Origin of the sequence: Candidatus Trichorickettsia mobilis (assembly GCF_034366785.1) — a bacterium.
GTDB classification, from domain to species: domain Bacteria; phylum Pseudomonadota; class Alphaproteobacteria; order Rickettsiales; family Rickettsiaceae; genus Trichorickettsia; species Trichorickettsia mobilis_A.
In genome coordinates this window covers 986,055-1,006,821 of sequence record NZ_CP112932.1, presented here as the reverse complement: position 1 = coordinate 1,006,821, position 20,767 = coordinate 986,055, and the positions used below count along the sequence as shown (strand labels likewise).

The following is a 20,767-nucleotide window of genomic DNA, read 5'->3' as shown; positions in this document are numbered from 1 at the left end:
ACTATACAAATAAAAAATAGATTTACAAAAATCTACTTCACATGATAGTCTTTGCAAAAAATAAAATTGGTAAATATATGCAAAACGATGTTACAGGTTTATTAGTAGGAAAAAAAGGATTAATTACGGGTGTAGCAAATAATATGTCTATAGCTTGGGCCATTGCAAATGCAGCAAAAGAAGAAGGTGCAAATATTGCTTTTACTTATCCAAATGAAATTCTGGCAAAAAGAGTAATTCCTTTAGCAGACGAAGTAGGATGTGACTTCGTTGACCAATGTGATGTCGCTAGCGAAGAATCTATGGATAAGTTATTTACCTCAATAAAACAACAATGGGGTAAATTAGATTTTATTGTACATTCGATCGCTTTTGCAGATAAAAATGAGTTAAAAGGAAGATATATCGATACCAGCCTGAGGAATTTTCAGAACTCCATGCAGATTTCCTGTTATTCATTGACTGCCCTAGCTCAAAGAGCCGAAGTATTAATGGCACCTGGTAGTAGTATTCTAAGCTTGACTTACTACGGTGCAGAGAAAGTTATACCTGGTTACAACGTTATGGGAGTGGCAAAAGCTGCTCTTGAAGCAAGTATACGCTATTTAGCCTATGACATGGGAGAAAATGGCATTAGAGTAAATGGTATTTCTGCCGGACCTATTAAAACCCTTGCTTCTAGTGGTATTGGTGATTTCAAAACAATGCTCAATATTCATGCTGCCACTTCTCCTCTACGTCGTAACACCAAGCAAGAGGATGTTGCTGGTGCTGCTGTGTATTTGTTAAGCAATTATGCTGCTGGTGTCACTGGTGAAATACATCATGTTGATTGCGGGTATAATATTATGGGCATGAGTCAACCCTCAGATAATTAGATGTGCTAAAGTTTGAGAGTGTTCGCTGAACTGTGTCGATTAAAAATAAGGCCTGTCATTGCGAGGGTTTTGCCTGAAGCAATCCAGTCAATCTTTAAGATTGACTGGATTGCTTCAGGCAGAGACCTCAGGCAAGACGACTTGACACAGTTTATTAAACACTCTCTAAAGCTTTGGCTGCTTAAGTTCCTTATATTAATCTTTTCATCTTCTTTATCTTTTGCTCAAGATCCAACTTTTGAAGAATCAGTAACTGATAGATCATCAAGAGTAAAAAGTACTTGGGATAAATTCAAGAATCAAACATTCAATAAGTTAATAGCAGATATTTATCAGCAAAGATCTCCTTCTAAAATGGTGTATAACGCCGAACCATTAATTCCTAAAATTATGCATCAAATATGGATTGGTCAGAGTCCTCTACCACCATTATATAAAAACTACATGGAAGAATGTAAATTGTTGCATCCGGATTGGGAATTTAAATTATGGCAAGATGCTGACATTGAACAACTTAATCTGCAATATAAGCATGTTTATGACTTGGCTCGTACGTGGACACAAAAATCTGATATATTAAGATACGAAATATTATTAAAATATGGTGGGGTATATAGAGACACAGATATCAAATGCTATAAATCTTTAGATGAATTAAATCATAAATATGATTTTTATGCTGTTTCAGAATTTATTTTATATCAGCTTGGAGGAAACCTACAGATCAACAATGGCTTTATTGGTACTATACCTAAACATCCGATAATCAAAAGTACTCTTGATATTATTACAACTAATTTACCAAAACAACTACAACTATATGATAATGGTGATGATAGCAATAGAAATTATGCAGATATTAACTGGTTTATTTTAAAAACTACAATGTATCCTTTGCGTGAAGCTATCCACAAAGAATTATTAAATGATCAGAAAGCTATAGTATTACCCACAACTTATGAATTCTCTTGCTTCATATATGACTTATATAAAATTAACGAAAAAAACAGTCTATTTAATTTTATTAAAATTGCTACAAGCCAAAATATTCAGGATAAATTTCCGTTTGCTGGAGCTAAACAAGAAAGCTTTATTTTGCATAATATAGCAAAATCAGAGACTGGATTTTTAACATTTGCTCAAGGCATGGATATGGAAATTCCAGAACGTAAAAAATTATTGATGAAGTTACCTCCATCAGATCAACATATTTTGGATTCTCTGGAATATTATTACGCTAAAAACGCTCCCTCATTATTACCGTTCAAGGTAAATGATGAAATACCGAAAAAAATTATTTTTGTGGTGTTTAATGAACAAGAGAAAAATGATTTGGCTAATAACATGCATGATTGGATCATGTTAAATCGAAATTTTATTATTGAAATTTGGGATTTAAATAAAATATCTGAGCTCCTACCAATTATAAAAAAATATCTTACTGAGCAACAGCATGCTCCTGAAGAGTTACGGTTTTTATCTGGTCTTGAACTAATTAATAGATTTGGTGGACATTATGCTGATGCAAAAGCCAAACCTATTTCTCCATTATTTGAGCTTGGTAATAAGTATAAATTATATACCGGGTTACAACCAGTAAATCACCAAAATTTACAACTACTCGCTTCACAAAAATTAATTGGATCAGTTGCTGCAAGCCCTGTTATTTCTAAGGTATTAGAAGATTTTTATCAACAAAACACTAATTTAAGCCAAAACCTGATTAAAACTATTTATCAAAATATGTGGCTATATGGCAAGATGGTTATCTTACCTACAGCTTCGATTGGTCCAGCAGATCCGTACATTACAGAAGGTTTCTTTAATAAGATGATCAATATTTATACCAATTATAAGTCATTTATTAATGATCGGCACTGCTCTTATGCTATCATTGAATAGACCTAAGCTTATCTTAAGCGATATAAGTTAAACGAATAAGTTACGAAATAAGTAATTACACCTACACAAATAATTACCGGCGCCACCGGAGTATCTAAGTAGAAAGATATTGATAACCCTAATAAAGTTAGGGCTACAGAAATAATAGTTGCAGTTATAATCATCTGTTTTGGAGTGATTGTAAATAATCGTGCAATTACCGTCGGTATTAATAGCATTCCGCTAACAAGTAAGGCTCCAACTATTTTAAGTGTAGAAAATACTGAGATTGATAATAATATTAAAAACAATAATTCTATTAATTTTACTTTTATTCCCATAATTTGGGCAAGATCACGATTAATTACCACCAAAATAATTTGCTTGTAAAATATCACAAAAAAAGCTGTTATTATTACCATAATCCAGAATAAAATCATTATATCGTTTATTGAAGCAGATATAAGATCACCAAATAATAATAGATTAATATCTACTGAAGTTGGCGCAAAATAACTAATTATCAGCGCCATTGATAACATAAAATTTGCCATCAGTCCAACTATTACGTTACCATCAAAAATACTACGATACTTAAAGATGACCAACGCAAATAATATGGCGAATAACATTCCAGAATATAATAATGGGATATTACATATAAGGCTAATGCTTCCTGCAAGCACACTGGCATGAGCAAAACCATCAGTGAAATAGGTATATCTTTTCCATAAACTCAGACAGCCAAGAGGAGCAAAAATGATGCTGATCAAGATTGAGGTACAGACAATTATCAGCATGATTAATGTCGATGATCATGATGATGCGTATAAAAACCTATTGTAGATAAAGCGCTAATAAAATCCTGATCATGCGTTGAATCACTAGGGCGCCCACTACAACAAATATGGCCGTTTAAACATATTACCTGATCAGAATTCTTCATTACAGTATATAAATCATGCGAAATCATAAAGATTGTTAATTGTGTCTCTTTTCTTATTTTATCAAGTAGCCGATAAAACTCCTGTTGACTATTAATGTCTAGTGATTGCGTCGGTTCATCAAGTATTACAAGATCCGAATTATTTAGTAAAGTTGCTACTAGTAAAATCTTTTGCAACTGTCCTCCCGATAATTTAGATACATCTAAATTCCTAACACGATTAAAATCAGCAAAATCTAATAGCCATTGCCATTTATCATACTCAAAATTTGTAACTAATAGATATACAAAATGCTCAACTGTAAGTGGCAGATTTTTATTAATTTCTAATTTTTGCGGAACATAACCAATTTTTAAATTAGGCGATATGATGATGTTTCCTGATGAAGGAAACTCTAATCCAGTGATCAATTTAGCAATAGTAGTTTTGCCTGCACCGTTTGGACCGATTAAAGTAGTTAAATCACCTTTGTGTAATTTAAAACTTACTTGATCGATAATTAGTTTGGCTTCAAGTAATTTAGATACATTATCCAGTTCAATCAATACCGACATTATTTCTAGATTTATTCTCAAGTGAAATTAATATTCTTATCGCAATAACAAGCTATTTCAAAACGATATTTTGCTACCTCGTATTCTTCTAACTTATTTAAGTATTATGCTGCAAGAATATATACAAGCAGTGAATGAATTATCAATAGCACTCTTGTAGAAACTACGGTAAAGCTAGCAAACATTCTAAGTTTCAATGACGTTCAAGATGCAATTTACCTGTACGCCATAGCTGTCGAAAGTTGATGTAAACCGCATACAAGTCGTCATTCAGAGCGAACCATAATCGAGCGTAGGAATCCAAAATCAATCCAAAAAGAGCTAAAAAGGATTGCCACGGAGCCAAAGATCCTCGCAATGACACTTCTAAAAGCCTTACATTAACTTTCAATGGCTGTGCCTGTGCGCCCTCTCTTACTCGAACTGCAACTGGATCATCACGAAGCTTAACGGCTTCTAGTGATGACGCATTGTTACCACCTAACTGATAAACGCTATAAGTGTTATTGGCTATATATTCTCTGATATTAATCATTTATTCCATATTCAATTTTATAGTATAAGCTACCACCGCCTATAACCCTTAGATTAAAGCGAATACTATTAAGCCCAGGCTGGAGTTTACTTTTAATATCTATAGTACCTAAGTCGCTTCTATAACTATTAGAATCAGTATTAAGATCTAGTTCTGTTGTTGTTACACCTAAAATAATCGGTAGTTTAAAATTTTTATATCCTGCGACAAAATTACCATTGACATATACTTCTATCCAATCATCATAACCAATTTTTGCAATACGAAAATAACTTACTTTTGATAGATCTTGAATATTAAATTGTAAATTTGAACTAAATGTATTAGGCCCTGTCACTGTGCCCTCCTTATCTACACCGAATTCATAGGTATTAGCTGTCTTCTTCTGAGGATATGAAGCAGGGAATGTGTGAGTGTTACTAAACTGTACAGCACCTGGCATACAACTTATACTATTACCACTAGCATCTTTATCCAACTTTTCAAACGCAACCGTCATATTGCTTGCATTAGCAATACAATAACGCGTAAGTGGGACAAGAGTACTATATCCAGATGGACACTTTCCTACAGCTTGCATACCTACATCAGTTTCAGGCCAAGTTGCACCACCATCATATGACCAACTAGGACTAGTAATCGCTTCACATTTTGGCCGTGGTATCGTTGTGCATAACCCTAGTTCTACCGGAGTCTTATCACGAAGAGCATATAATGTTTTATCATATCCAGCTCCTGGACTGCCATTTAAATCGTAATACTGATTATCAAGTAATGAGGCACTTATAGAAGGATTTTGAGCAGGATCGTACCTATCTTGATTTAGTAAACTGACCTTACAAACTTCTTTACCTGGGTTTTTATCGTTTGTGTAACAAAATTTACCATTTGGACAAGATTTTATAGTAATTCCAGCACCACCATCTTTACCTGGTAACGAATCATCCTTAGTGACACATAATATTGTCTCTAAGAGACCAGGTACACTATCGCATAAATGTAACTTACCAATATATTTAGATGACTGTGATTTATTGGCAAAATCTACACAATTTACCGTATCTGCTTCTAATAATTTGGCCAACACACAACTAGTAGTATTTGCTGCACTACAGCGATCCATAGTAGATACTTGTAGGCAAGTGAATGTTCCCCCTTGAATATACTTCCCTTCTCGTATATTGGGGTCATTACCACCAACATATTCAAGGCCAGTTAAGTATACTCCGTCTACTTCTTTAAGACTACCATCGCTTTGCACAACATAAGGAGCAGCTATTTTATCATCTGGACCGGCTTTATAATCACCATAAATACTTGATGGATTAATTGATTTAGGGCCACTAAAAGGCTTCTGAGTAAACTGATCATCAGTAACATTTGAGGTAAAATCATATCCAGCTAAATTCACTCTATACTTAGCAACATCAGAATTATTGACTGATAATGGCTGTATTACTGCACTGGTAAAATCTTCTCCACTTTTTAAAACTGTTATAAATGCCGGTTTAAAATAATTATTATTACAGTTTTGTCTCAAGCCAGGAGATATACCAGGGTCGATATAGTCGATATAAGCTTCGAGGTTTTGTTGATCCTTGATTTTATCGCAATCAAATACCTTAGGTGTTGAAGATATACCACTACAACTCACTTCCTGACCAGAAGGAGATGTGCATTTTAAAGTAGCATTGGTACAGACATTACTACTATTATTTGTACAGCTCACCACATCACCTGTTGAGGATATACAAAAAGCACCAGCATTTTGACAAGTTGCGTCACCGCTAGCTTTACACATTACTGCTGTAGATGAAGGACAAGCTTGCATTGGAGAAGTACCAGTGACTATATTACTGCAAACAGTATCACTTATCGTTTGATAATTTACTATACCTTGATATTCTGCCCCAGACGCCGAAGTACAAGGCTTACCATCATTCCGACAAACAAAAAAATCAGAATTTAACGATGATTTGCATGTGCTCTTGACTCTAGGTTTCATCGGTATTCTGTCTTCACAACCAACTATACTGTTATCCTCTCCAAGAACACAAATTTGTTTTGGATCCTGTTGAAATGTTGAAGATCCACCTGGCATATCAGTGATCGTAGTAGATTGTCTACGTATAACCACAGATAATCTTCTGGCATTACCATTTGTATCATTTAAAGAAACATTCTTTTTTAGAGGCATAAAAGAATAACCACTTTCTACTTTAGGAAAAACTAAAGAAATATCTATGAATGCTCCCGTATTTACTCCCCATATTTTCTGACATGTACTACCGCTATTCACATCACAACCAACTAAATCATTAAGAAAATAATTACTAGGAACAGATGTTTTGCCGGTACTCGATCCATAAGCCACTCTAAATCCAGATAAGCACCAACTATCAGCATCAAACGCATTACACTGCGGTGCTTTAATATTAGTACTAACACAGACAGATCCTGGACTATCTGCACATGAGGGAATGACATCCCAAAATCCACTAGCAGTATGTATGGATTTAGCTGAACCGTTAAATGGTCCTAATATTTTAACGCATTTGTCTGTTTTTGTTGGATCTTCTCCTTTTTGACAAAGTGGCACAAAATTATCAAAACTTATCCGAATACTATTGCGCACAAAATTATTAACTAACTTTGATATTACACATTTATGATCTGTGGTTGACATCAGAGGAATAGTGGTATTATTAGAATACCCACCTACTTCACAAATAACATTTGTTGTAGGTGATGGTATAAATGGTGAAAGCTGTGGACAATAAGGCGGAGGATATGGTCCTACCGGCACCTCAACACAACCAAATCTATAAGAATCTACTACTCTATTAAACTGCCCAAATTCTTTAAGAATAGCTATAAAAATATCTCCTATATATTGAATAATAGCACCTATAGCATCAAAAATTACTTTAAACAAATCAAGCCCAGGAATTATCAGCCCACCTATTGCATCCAATAAAGAACCAATCATATCTCCTAAAGATTGCCCGGTATTAGATAAAGTCGTTACCAAAAAAATTAGTACTTTAGCAATTGGATGAAGTTCTCCAGTGTTATGCATAGCTTGGTTGGTAGGATTCCAATCCATTAAGTCCACTCCTAGTGCACCAAGTGTTGTTACTGTATCTACTAATGATGGGTCTTTATAGGCGCATAATTTTGGTTTAGTTAGTATAATGGGTTTACCGTCATCACCGGGAATTGGTTTATCATCTTCCTCAGCCCCATATGCATTAAGGTGCTTACCTTTAGTATAGCCAGGATCTGCAGGCAAAGGATCACCTAGATCAGTTAGAGTTTCAGGCACTGCAATACGAGCGCAAATCCTTAACAATGGCAATGCGTAAGCTGTCGGCCAATTCACGCAATCACCGTCCCAATTTAAAGTTGTTGAATTAGTCCAGCAAGCAGCTATATTACATGCTTGATATCTGAGACGAATTTTTGGAGAAAAATACGTACTTTCACTTGTCGCTTCTGCACAATGCTCTAAATACCATGGGATAAATACTCCTGGATAATCAAATTGGGTTAAACAAGTATTATCCTCACGCCCTTTATTCCATGGTGGACATAATGGATTCTCATCCCCTTTATCTAACTTAACTTGATTATTATTCCACCACTCGTATTTTGTACCATAACCACAGTTACACGGATTTTTTAAACATGCCGCAATAGCACTCCAAAAAGACGCACTGCAATTTAGCGACCAAAACAGTATTATTAATAATATAGGGTAATATTTTTTTATCACTGCTATTCTTACTCTAAATTATATTCCAGCTTATACTTTAATAATTTGGATAGACGAAGGTCAAAATTGAAGAAGTGCTAGGAGTCGTAGAGTCGAGGCGCGGAGCGTACTAAGGTACGTGAGCACCGGAGATCTCTAACGACGACAACGCAATTCTCAATTTTCACCGAGTATATTTATTGGATGTTATCCAAAGCCTCATACAAATGATCAATCCAATTATCAGGGTGACCTGGGTATTTTGCCAATATTTGCTGATATACGGCTAATTCTTCTGTATCAGCGGATAATATCCTAACCATCCCAATAAAGCCTCCTATGCTTAATTCGGCAGCGATAGCTTGCGCTCCTTGTTTAACCAAAAACATCCTTGAAGCGAGGTTAAATGTCAATAATTTATCAATTTCAGCTTTATTTAAACCAAGCAACTCACCTGCATCATCCATTCTTACGTCCAAAGGTAAAATAAAGCTGGTATCAATTAACTTAACCCATTCTTTATATGACTCAGCTTCTGGTGATTGGAGAACTCCTAAATTCAAATTACTGGACATTACACCGTTATTTTTAGCTACTTTGTCTAAAATATCTGTTACAACATTATTAAAATATTTAGGGTCTAATACCTGTTCTACACCATCTATTACTAATATCTTAGGAGCATTATTATTAGTAATAAAATAATAACTGAGCGCATAAATTAACCCCATACGCACACTGTTATTTTGTTGCAACTTATCCGTAAACTGATTTACTAATTTTGGATCTTCAGGCCAGAATTCTTTGGTAAAATACTGCGCACCAAGCTTATGTAGATTAACTCCCATAATAGTGCTTGAAGATATTTTAATTGTTTCGCTTTTATCAAAGATGCCATAAAATAATCCACCTTCATTAAAAATCTCCAATCTAGATTTTATCAATTCTCCACCGAGAGTAGAAAAATCCGATCCTTTTAAAACTGTGGATAAATTACGGTTTGATATATTTATAGTAAAGATGTTACTGACTAATGTATTTAAGAAAGAATCTTCTTGCTCGTTTAATGGCTTTATGTAATGATTACAAATGATTCTTAAGAATTCATAAATAAATGCACGTGCCTCTTTAGTGTCATCATATAATAGGGGATTGATCAATGATTTTTCAGTTTCCAACCATTGCCCCTCAAGAGCTTCGATAAATATTTGCGAATCATTGTTATGCGCAAAATACAAAATAGTTGGATCATATTTAGTGGCTTCAGAAATTAAAAAATTAGTTAATACAGTTTTACCAGTTTTAGCCGCGCCATAAATGCAGTTATTTACTTTATTATCCTTGGTATGTAAATTCATAAAATATGGCGTACTTTTCTCCGTTCTAAGCAAGGTCACAGCACGCCCCCACGGATTATACTGTTCACCACTAGGAAAATTATGTAGCGAAGCAAGCGCCGCCGTATTCTGTAAAATAGTAGGAGTCATTCGTCTTAAGAAAACAAAATTTCCTGGTAATTGCGCCCAAAAAGTTTGCTCTAAATTAATATCTTCTCTGACATGTACTATGCCAATCTTGGACAATTCTTGAGATGCATCATGAATATCTTCTTCTAATCTATCAACATCATCCCCTATAATAGCAATAGAAATTTGTTGACGACAAAATTTACTTTTAAAAGCTCCATCCACATCCATAATTTGTGTAATGCCCTTTATATCATTTAAATCACTATCTCCACTGACTCTAAGTATATTATCTTGCTCTGTAAATGCAGAGGTTACTTTTTCTTTATTAACAAAATAAAAAACTTCTGTAGCAATCATTTCAATTGGTAACTGCAGGAAAACATCTAAAGCTTCTGAAGAAATTTCGTGATATTCCTTAACCGAAAGCATTGCTGCAAATTTCTTTCCATGTTCATCTATAACCTCAAGTTTATCTCCTCCCACCGCATATTGATGAGACGCCAAAGCAGTAGATAAATCAGTAACTGGCGTTAAACAATTATCTTCGTTAAGATGTACAATCCGACGATACAAAAACATAGGATCAGAAAAACTATTTTCTCCTTCAAATCTTATTCCTAATTTCACAGCCCCATATTCTTCCAAACTTGCCAACAACTTATCCACTGTTGAATTTAATCTAGTAAATGCATCATCAAAATAGCGATCATGAAAATCTATAATAACTTTAGAGGTTAGTGAATTAATAAATGCACTAAGATTAGTTATGCTTATCGCCGGAGAGTCATGTATAATAGAAATATAAAGAGTATTAACAAATTTATCATCCCAATAATTCTTACGCTGCCACAGATCATGAATATTTGCCGGCAATAATTTCTTATATGGCGTCATATCATCCAAATTAGTTTTACGCCTAACAGTGTGAATCCAGAAAGCAAAATCCTTATCTTCAATATTATCCTTTATTGCTCCACGAACCATTTCCCTTAGGTTAAACAATTTGTCACTAATTTTCTCAGAGTTAATGCCATTAATCTGTATAGTTTGCAATAACTCGCCATTCTTAGTTAATAATGTATGGGAATCATAATGACATGCTATAGGAATATAACGCTCTGCCACGTTATTATATAAATCTTTATCGGATTTCCTAGAACTGCGACTTATGAACACAAATCAATCCTTTTAAATTTAAGCATTACGTCTCGATTGAGTAAATTACACCAATATCAAAATAATACAAATGCGCTGCCTATTATGTATAAGTAATGAATAATTTGTTAGGCTTTTAGTTGTAAACTAAGCTGAAATAGCTATATGTGTTACGTGAAAGTTACTAATGTTGTTTTATTGCTCATCTAACTATTGCTGCAGCTGCTCCTCTGTTACTTCGCCTACTAAACTTAAGTCTGTCTTACTATCATACTTACCTAAGTCAGTATTTGTAGAAGTTGTAGAAGTTGTAGATTGATCACCATCAGAATTACTCTGTTTCCGCTGCTGTTTAAATAAGGCTATTTTTGCTCCAATGCTGTTTAAGATCATACCAGGATCTACTTTATAATGGAAATTTGATATTTTTAGTGGTGGTATATCATCATCTTCAAATTTTAGTATTTTTTCTAAATATGTATGATCTTTAGGCTGAACCAATATTGCTTTATACCCTTGTTTACGCGCAGCTAATGTATTGTCAAATGTATCATCTACCAATAGCACATTTGCTGGACTTGTAATATTATACATTGCCATTGCTCGCTCAATATGCTGCGACTTACCTATTTCTTCTACGTCTCCTAATGGCATTCCACAAATAACTGCTATTTTAATAATTTCTTCTGGTAAAAGTCCAAGGTTTTTTAAAGTTTCATCTATTGCGTGTGGATATCTGGAAAAAGAAGTGATAGCAACACAGTCTCCCTGCTTGAGTAGGGTGCTAATAATGTTTTTTAACCCTTCAAGATTTTTAAAAGACGTATCCTGATATTGCAATAATTTTCTGGCATATTGTTTCATGGCGTCAATATTAGCCATATACTCTTCATTAGGCAGCATATCACTATCTAGAGTACCATTCACTATCAATCCAGCTCTATCGGTAATTGGAACATACGACGATTCTTTAAAATTATAATGCCAATTACCTCGAACGATAGTGCCATCAAAGTCTAAACAGACTATTGTTTTAGTTTTCATAAAATTACCTCCATATTAATTAACGCGTTAATAATTCTAACAAAATTACTTATGTGCCGCTAATAGAAAAAAGATAACTATAATACAAATTATTAGTTATATATGATTTTTACCAGTAAATTCTAATGCTATTCAGTGATAAATAAAAAACATAAATGGTGATGCCAACATCATAAATCGATGATAATAATTGGTGTAGTTGTGCATATTAAATTAGTACTGTATTATTTTACTATAGCCTGTACGACTATTAGAGAGTGTTTAATGAATTGTGTCAATTAAGTTAAAATACGTCATTACGAGACTACGTTAGTGGTCGTGGCAATCCAGTTTATTAAAGGGTTAACAGCCTTTTTTGATTGCTTCGACTATGCCTTGCTGACGTAGGAGCAACTCGCAATGACTATTGAACATCAATTTTCCTTAACTTGATGTTGAACATTCTCGACTATTAGACCTCTTTTATATAGACTCTCAATCTAGGCCATTTTAAAGAACAAAACAATATGAAAAGAATAATTATAACATTAGTGGTATGTATAACTTTAGCTGGGGGACTGTTTGGGGCACTATTCTTTATTGATTATAAAAGTATTTGCGTAAATTTCTTAGCAAAACAAAAAACTATAGAATTTGACAGCCAAGCTATTGGTAAAGTTAAATTGGTTGCACTTCCTTGGCCTACTTTAGTTATTGATACTATTGCAACTCAGGAATTGGAGTTACAAGATATAGAATTCAGGTTTTCTCTCATATCTCTACTAAAATTTCAACCAAAAATTAGTTTTATTAAAATATCGAATGCAAAATTAAATTTACCTAATGTCAAATTTAGCGTTAGTACTCATGATCGACTAATTACAAATTTAGTTGATTATGTGCAGAAGGATATTGATATTAATATTAACCATTTAACATTTATTGACCCAACTGATAATTCTATCATTAATATTGACAATTTTATAGGTTCTGCAAATAACAGTTTTAGTGGTAATATTGAAGAGATGGCGTTTTCTGGATTTTTCCGTAACACAACAGATTCGTTAGATATAACACTTAATCTTAATACTCCAGGATACGAACTACAATTATCAGAAACATACAAAGACAACCGCCTATCTTCTGGTATCGTTGCAGCTAAAATTAAGAGTTTACCAGAATTGATAAACTATCATTTACCAGATGTTAGTCCATTATTAGCTAAAATTACGCAAAATGAACCTATAGCCATAAATTTTGATATAGTGGCTGATGAAAATTTATTGCAATTTAAGACTATTAATATTAAAGCCAATTCTGTTATCGGCAGTGGTGAGATTACTTTAGCTAAAAATGATAATGCAACTAATGTAATAGCACTGAAATTTGCAAAAATTGATCTTAAATCTTTATTAAGTCCATCAACAAATGATCAAAACACCGACTATAAGAGTCAAGAAAAATTTGTTTTTGCCAATAATTCTCTAAACTCAGTAATCGAGATTGATCAAATTATCTTAAGCAATGATGATATCATCAATCAGTTTAAATTAATTACAGATTTGAAACAAGGGCAGCTATTAATTAGTGATTTTTCTGGAATTATTGCTTCTGGTGGCAGATTCCAGCTAAATGGTATAGTCACTCAAAATAGTGTACGTAGCATATTTGATGGTAAACTTATATTACAACACAGTAATTTCAACACTATACTTTCTTTGCTAGGTTGTACAAATGCTACTGTAGAAAGAGTTATACCATTTGCACTATCAGCTGATGTAAAATGCACTCCCATAGATTTATCACTACAAAACCTTCTACTAAAAACTAATGATGTTGAGATTACAGGTAGCATTTCTAGTAAATTTATCGGAACCATGCCACGTATCAAATCATTTCTTCGCTTTTCACAATTAGACCTAGATCAAGCTCTATACCCTGTAATTACACCAATGTTAAATTTTGCTAAAAGTCTAACAGAAAACATGAAAGCAGCAGATTATTTAAGTAAATTTGTGCCAATTAGAACCTTATCATATTTAGGTAACTTTGATGTTACTATTGATGATTTAAAACTTGCTCAAAAAGATTTAGGTTTAGCTAATATAGTATTATCTATTACTCCAGCAAGAATTATAGTTAACAATTTATACACCAACAAGGGATCGGATTATTTACGTGCCACTGGAAAGCTACTCACTGATGGCCTTAGTCCACAATTAGTAGTACAAATTACTGATGGTGTAGTGCCAGTAAGTTTTTTATCTCCAGGATTTCTGTTTCAATTGCGTAACAATTTATTAAATAACTTCAGTTTGGATAAAATATTACTACAGTTAGATTGTTTTTTCTCCAAAATCTACCAAAATGATCTGGTTTTAGAAAAAGTAACATTCTCCACTAAAAACGATAATACTCTATTTAAAATCCCCAGCTTAAAGGCTCAACTTCTTAATGGAACTATAGAAGTTGAAGGTAGTGTGCTATTAGATCCTTATACCTGGAATTTAGTATATGCATTAAACACTATTGACGTGGCAGCATTATCAAAAATACTACCTGTTGGCTGGCTTAACTCTGATGGTTCTGCTAGTGTTAATGGTATGATCACTACTAATGGTGATAGTATAGAAAAGTTGTTATATAATCTTTATACAAAATCTTCGTTTGTTGCTAAGAATGTAAAAATAAATAATTTCTCTATTGATACACTAATAGCAAGTATAAGCCAACCTAACTATGATATAACTCAGTTCAAGACAGATCTAAATAATGCCTTATCTACCGGTCAAACACCAATCAACTCTCTCAACGGTGAACTTGAATTAATTCAAGGGGTGGCAACTTTAAAAAATACAACATTACAAACCAAATATGCCAATGCAGCTGTTGTTGCTGCTATTAATATTTATGATTTACAACTGAATTTATCTTCTCTATTCTCATTTTATGCATTTTCACCAACTTTAACCGGTAGTAAGTACAATCCTTCTACCCCAACATCATTAGGAATTAAGGCTGCTGGCACAATAATAGCTCCACAACTGACAGCTGATTCTACTTCATTAACTGAATTTTTACAAAAGCAACAGGTAAATAATAAAAATACTGATAATAATCCACCAACACCACAATAACTCAATTTACGAAAGGTCTATTGTTTAGATAGATATTAATTATGTATTCAAGCTATAAAGCCCTTATTTTTTTTGTGTTATTATTAATTACTAAAGTAGTATTTGCTAATTTTGAGCGAGATAATGCAGACTTTCTTAGATTATTAAAAAACACACCAATTACTATAGCGGCTCCTGCCTCTGGTACAGATAATGCCTCATTGGAGAAGTTACGCAGTATTTCATCATTAAAATTACTGTTACCCGACAATTGTTTTGACGGATCACAATCACTTTTCCATGCTCATACGGATCAAGTTAGGTTTGAATGTTTAAAAAATGCATTGTTTGATCGATCTTCACAGATAGTTTGGTGCTTACGCGGGGGGTATGGTGCAGCAAAAATAATACCATTGTTAAAACGATTAAAAAAACCTGCTAAAGATAAGTGGCTCATTGGATTTAGTGATATTACAGCATTACATATTTTTTTGACTCAAGAGTGGGGATGGAAAACAATCCATGGAAATGGTATTGTCGAGATATTAAACCAAGACAAGAAACGAACGAATTTTACAAAAATAGCAGAAATAGTGAGCGGTAAAGTAAAGTCGGTCACTATTAAAGGATTGCTGGCTATTAATAGCCTAGCTGACGAGCATAAGGGACAGCATGTCAAGGGAACGCTTACCGGAGGTAATTTAACTATTGTTGAAACAAGCATTGGTACAGAGTGGCAAATAAAAACCTCTAATAAAATTCTGTTTTTGGAGGATGTCGGGATTAAACCCTACCAGCTAGATCGAGCTTTAACTCATTTACGGCAGGCTGGTTTGTTAGCAGAAGTAAAAGCTATAATATTTGGTGCTTGTGGTAATGATGATCAAAATATGATAGCAGCACTAAAAGATTTTGCTGCAACTGTAAATATTCCAATATTCAAGAGTAATAGATTTGGACATGAGCAAGTAAATGATCCTATAATTTATAATACTGAAGCCAGGATTGCTCCGACTAAGGATAGTAAGTTTGATTTAATAATAGACCTCTTTCCAAACCCATTTATGATTCAGAAATTGAGTTTGGAAAGAGGTCTAATGAATAACATCGGAACTGTTAATAAATAAAAAGGTAAAATTATGACGACATTAAATATTGGTGATATAGCTCCGGACTTTACTATGCCAATCAAAGATGGCACAGAAATCACTCTATCTAAATTGAAAGGTAAAATAGTAGTATTATATTTTTATCCTAAAGATGATACTCCAGGCTGCACACTGGAAGCACAAGCATTTAATATTTTAAAACCTGAATTTGCAAAGATAAATGCGGTAATTATTGGAATCTCCAAGGACAATATCAGTTCTCATAATAAATTTCAGGATAAATATTGTCTGCAATTTGATCTTGCTTCTGATGCTGACTCTGATACTTGTCAGCGTTATGGAGTGTGGGTAGAGAAATCAATGTATGGTAAAAAATATATGGGAATCAATCGAGCAACCTTTATCATTGATCAAACTGGTAAGATCAAACATATTTGGTCTAAAGTATCAATAGATGGTCATGCTCAAGAAGTATTGGATTTCTGCAAAACTTTATAATTTGCGAATCTCACCAGCAAAATTCTTTTTTACTCCATCAATAATTGCATTATGGAGTTTAAGTAATTCTTCCTCAGTTAATGTATGATCATCTGCTTGAATTTGTACTGAGATTGCAACTGATTTTTTGCCACTTGCAATCTTATCACTAGTATAAACGTCAAATAATTCCACAGATTTTATAAGTTTGTTGTCAATATTTTTAATATAGGAAATTATATTACCGACTGGTTGCACTACATCTATTATAAAAGCATAGTCACGGTAGTTAATCTGAAAATCAGAAGTTATAAATTCTGTTCTTCTGCCAAATTTTGGTTTAGACGTAGGAATATTTGTGATATTCAATTCAAACGCTATCACTTCACCTTCTATATCAAAATGCTGTAATATAGTAGGGTGAATTTGCCCAAAATGTCCAATAATATTCTTACCTAACGATAAGCTTGCTGATCTAGTTGGATGATAATAAGTATGTTTGGCTGTAGATATCTGGCATCGATCAATAGACAGCTCCAGATGCGATAATATCGCTGCTAAATCAGCTTTGATATCAAATATATCAACTATTCTGGAAGCGCCATGGCAGTTCTTTGGCAAATAATCACCACATCTAACTCCCGATATCATGGTTATTTCATCTTCTGGTTTTGTTCCACAAAATACTGGACCAATTTCAAATAATGACATATCAGCCACCCTTCTTGCTTGATTCTTAGCAATGATCGCCAGAAGATTAGGCACAATACTAGGTCGCATATAATCAAGATCGACACTGATAGGGTTGACCAGCACTAGTTCGTTATGCAATTCAGCAAATAATCGCGCAGTAATGCTGCTCATAAATGACCAAGTGATTACCTCATCATAACCAGCACATGCAATTATTCTCCGAAGATCATGCAAGCGTTTTTGCGCTACTGGTATTACCCCTATAATCTCTGAGTTGGGTAGAGCAATTTCCGTGATCTGATCATAGCCATATATGCGTAAAATTTCTTCAACAATATCTTCCTTGATCTTAACATCATGGCGCCACGCCGGTACTTGTATTTTTAAAATCTCACCAACAACCACTACCTTAAAACCCAATTCTTTTAAGATAGTACAAATTTGCTCTGCTGATAGCACTAAGCCACTATATTGCTGAAGAAAGCTTAGTGGAAAATCAATAAAACCATTATGAGCCTCAGTTTGTGACGACGATTGCTCTGCTATTCCCAGCATCTCACTAACTGTTCCACCACAAATTGATAAAATCATTTGCGTTGCAATATCTAAAGCTGAGGCAACGAAAGTTTTATCGACTCGGCGTTCAAAACGATATCTAGAGTCAGTATCAATTTGTAATCTACGACCAGTCTTGGTAATCATCAACGGTTCAAACACTGCCGCTTCTAATATTATATTACGAGTATTTTCACTACAGGCACTAGTATTGCCACCAATGATTCCAGCAAGAGCATGGACTTCACAACCATCACAAATCACTAAATCTTCAGAAATACACTTATACTCTTTATTATTTAAAGCCTGAAATTGTTGTTCATCTTTCAATAATTTCACTTCTAAAGCAGCTAACTTATCAGCATCATAAGCATGCATTGGTTGGCCAAAACTGTAAGCCATGTAATTAGTAATATCGACAATGGCTGAAATCGGACGTACACCAATATTTTCTAATAATTGCTTTAGCCAGCTTGGGCTCTCTATATTATTGACGTTTTTAAATTCACGAATACAAAATAAGGGACAAGCATCAGAAGCCATTACTTTAACGTTGAACTCAGAATGAAAGCTATGATCAATTTTTGGCAGTTCGAGCGGCAGTAATCTACCAATACCCACAGCTGCCAAGTCACGAGCAATGCCATATACTCCAAGTGCATCACCACGATTTGGAGTAACATTAACTTGGATTACCGGGTCATCCAGGCCATAATATTTGATAAACTTTTCACCAATATTTGCACTATCCGGTAATTCGATGATCCCATCAGCATCACTACCGATCAGAAGCTCTGCTGCAGAACAGAGCATCCCCATACTTTTAATACCTCTAATTTCTGAGGCCTTGATTTTAAATTTACCATTAGGAATTTCTACACCAACCTTAGCCAACACTACCTTGATTCCAGCCCGTGCATTTGGTGCCCCACAGACAATTTGTAAGTTTTCTGTTGTCGTTTGTACAGTACAAATTCTTAATTTATCAGCAGCTGGATGTGGCATAGTGTCAATAATATGAGCCACAGTAAAATCGACTAATTCCTGTCTTTTATCGATTACCGATTCAATTTCTAAACCAATATTAGTTAATGTTGTAGCAATTTCCGTAACCGTAGCGTCAGTATCTAAAAAACGCTTTAACCATGATAAAGTAAATTTCATTTTGTTAACCCTCCAACTAATGTTGGAACATCAAATGCAGAAAAATTATAATGTCTTAGCCAGCGTATGTCGCCATCAAAAAATTGTCGTAAATCCTTGATATTATATTTAAGCATTGCCAAACGCTCAACTCCTAACCCAAAAGCAAAGCCCTGCCATTCATTTGAGTCAATATTTACATTTTCTAGTACTTTAGGGTGAACCATGCCGCAACCAAGCACCTCCAACCATTGATTATTATCATTTAAACAAATATCCACCTCAGCAGACGGTTCGGTAAAAGGAAAAAAACTTGGTCTAAATCGTATTTTAATATTTGTCTGTTCAAAGAAATGCTTAATAAATTCTATGATTACGTATTTCAAATGTCCCATATGAATATTTTTGTCTATTACTAGCCCCTCAATTTGATGAAACATCGGAGTATGAGTCTGATCTGAATCGGATCTATAAGTTCTACCGGGAGCAATTATTCTATATGGTGGTTTTTCATGCTGCATTGTTCTTATTTGAATTGGTGAGGTGTGAGTACGCAACACTTCACCAAACTTAAGATAAAATGTATCATGCATTTGTCGCGCTGGATGATGCTCACCAATATTTAAGGCAGTGAAGTTATACCAATCAGTTTCGATGCTTGACCCATATTTTGCAGTCAAGCCGAATTTGGCAAAAATTTGCGTCAATTCTTCTAAAGCCTGACTAATCGGATGAACGCTGCCATATTTGCGCGGCCTTGGTGGTAGTGTAAGATCTATGGCTTCATTATGTAATTGCTGTTCTAAAGCTTGAGCTTCAAGGATAATTTGTTTTTCCTGAATTAATTCAGTAATGCGTTGTTTTACTTCGTTGATTTGTTGACCAAAATTTTTGCGCTCAAACTCACTAAGTGACCCTAGTTTCTGCATAGCCTGAGCTACAGGGCTTTTTTTTCCGAGAAATTCAACTTTAATTTGTTGTAATTCATTTAAATTGTTAGCCACAGCAATTTTATCTGCCGCTGATTCGATCAGATGTTTAAGCATATTACGGATTAATTTCGATTAATTTTTTCTTTGTGAGCGTTCACGGTTTTTAGATATAGAAAAAGTCGTCTTGCTTGAGATTTTGTCAAAAATCGAAACAATTCAGTCTTTATAAGATCCTCTTACTTAAGCTAATTTCTGGATTACCACGGAGCCTAACGACTCCTGGTGATGACGCCTTGTATACAGATAACCAAATTTCCTACAACCTTATAAATCCTAGCACTCATAATAATTTAACTTATAGATTAAATATACATCATTTTTTTAGAATGTACATATTCATATTATCCACTTTAATTAGTAACCAATCAATTCTTACTTATTCTTATGTAAATTAACGCGAGTTGCCAATTAAATATCAGTTGGGATAATTTGCGCTTCTAAAGCTTTCAGAACATTTCTCTCTTTAATATTTAATTAAAATTAAAT

12 protein-coding genes and 1 pseudogene are annotated in these 20,767 nt (G+C 34.0%); 5 read left to right on the top strand and 8 right to left on the bottom strand.

What is annotated here, in order from left to right:
- The first annotated feature begins 77 nt into the window (after positions 1 to 77).
- Together Trichorick_RS04565 and Trichorick_RS04560 are read left to right on the top strand one after the other, a co-directional pair.
- Positions 78 to 878 (top strand): enoyl-ACP reductase FabI, encoded by an 801-nt coding sequence (locus tag Trichorick_RS04565; protein ID WP_323738877.1) that lies wholly within the window; start codon positions 78 to 80, stop codon positions 876 to 878.
- Positions 879 to 896: 18 nt separating this feature from the next.
- A complete protein-coding gene (locus Trichorick_RS04560; RefSeq protein ID WP_323737847.1) occupies positions 897 to 2,780 on the top strand; it encodes a glycosyltransferase in 1,884 nt (627 codons plus the stop codon).
- Positions 2,781 to 2,788: 8 nt separating this feature from the next.
- Here Trichorick_RS04560 and Trichorick_RS04555 read toward each other — a convergent pair whose 3' ends face one another.
- From Trichorick_RS04555 to Trichorick_RS04530, 6 genes are all read right to left on the bottom strand, one after another.
- Positions 2,789 to 3,559, bottom strand: coding sequence for a metal ABC transporter permease (locus Trichorick_RS04555; protein ID WP_323737846.1), 771 nt, complete (start codon positions 3,557 to 3,559; stop codon positions 2,789 to 2,791).
- A gap of 2 nt (positions 3,560 to 3,561) precedes the next feature.
- Positions 3,562 to 4,263: a metal ABC transporter ATP-binding protein gene (locus Trichorick_RS04550; protein ID WP_323738876.1), complete on the bottom strand. Its 702-nt coding sequence runs from the start codon at positions 4,261 to 4,263 to the stop codon at positions 3,562 to 3,564.
- 190 nt (positions 4,264 to 4,453) lie between these two features.
- Positions 4,454 to 4,795 (bottom strand): hypothetical protein, encoded by a 342-nt coding sequence (locus Trichorick_RS04545; protein ID WP_323737845.1) that lies wholly within the window; start codon positions 4,793 to 4,795, stop codon positions 4,454 to 4,456.
- Positions 4,788 to 8,570 (bottom strand): hypothetical protein, encoded by a 3,783-nt coding sequence (locus Trichorick_RS04540; RefSeq protein WP_323737844.1) that lies wholly within the window; start codon positions 8,568 to 8,570, stop codon positions 4,788 to 4,790. The genes Trichorick_RS04545 and Trichorick_RS04540 overlap by 8 nt, the downstream gene beginning before the upstream one ends.
- Positions 8,571 to 8,746: 176 nt before the next feature.
- Entirely contained in the window at positions 8,747 to 11,188 is a 2,442-nt protein-coding gene (locus Trichorick_RS04535) for a VirB4 family type IV secretion/conjugal transfer ATPase (protein WP_323738875.1), read from the bottom strand.
- Between the two features lie 195 nt (positions 11,189 to 11,383).
- The gene (locus Trichorick_RS04530) at positions 11,384 to 12,217 is read right to left on the bottom strand and encodes an HAD family hydrolase (protein WP_323737843.1); all 834 of its coding nucleotides are present in this window, start codon (positions 12,215 to 12,217) and stop codon (positions 11,384 to 11,386) included.
- 506 nt (positions 12,218 to 12,723) lie between these two features.
- Between Trichorick_RS04530 and Trichorick_RS04525 the strand changes: the two genes are divergently transcribed.
- From Trichorick_RS04525 to bcp, 3 genes and pseudogenes are all read left to right on the top strand, one after another.
- Complete coding sequence (locus Trichorick_RS04525) at positions 12,724 to 15,333, top strand: AsmA-like C-terminal region-containing protein (protein WP_323737842.1); 2,610 nt, start codon at positions 12,724 to 12,726, stop codon at positions 15,331 to 15,333.
- A gap of 41 nt (positions 15,334 to 15,374) precedes the next feature.
- Positions 15,375 to 16,361, top strand: a pseudogene (locus Trichorick_RS04520) (LD-carboxypeptidase); the annotation flags it as partial.
- Between the two features lie 90 nt (positions 16,362 to 16,451).
- Entirely contained in the window at positions 16,452 to 16,919 is a 468-nt protein-coding gene (bcp, locus tag Trichorick_RS04515) for a thioredoxin-dependent thiol peroxidase (RefSeq protein ID WP_323737840.1), read from the top strand.
- Here the strand turns inward: bcp and pheT are convergent.
- Both pheT and pheS read right to left on the bottom strand, forming a co-directional pair.
- The gene (gene pheT, locus Trichorick_RS04510; protein WP_323737839.1) at positions 16,914 to 19,310 is read right to left on the bottom strand and encodes a phenylalanine--tRNA ligase subunit beta; all 2,397 of its coding nucleotides are present in this window, start codon (positions 19,308 to 19,310) and stop codon (positions 16,914 to 16,916) included. The genes bcp and pheT overlap by 6 nt on opposite strands.
- The gene (gene pheS, locus Trichorick_RS04505) at positions 19,307 to 20,335 is read right to left on the bottom strand and encodes a phenylalanine--tRNA ligase subunit alpha (RefSeq protein WP_323737838.1); all 1,029 of its coding nucleotides are present in this window, start codon (positions 20,333 to 20,335) and stop codon (positions 19,307 to 19,309) included. Before pheS ends, pheT begins: the two co-directional genes overlap by 4 nt.
- Between the last annotated feature and the right edge of the window lie 432 nt (positions 20,336 to 20,767).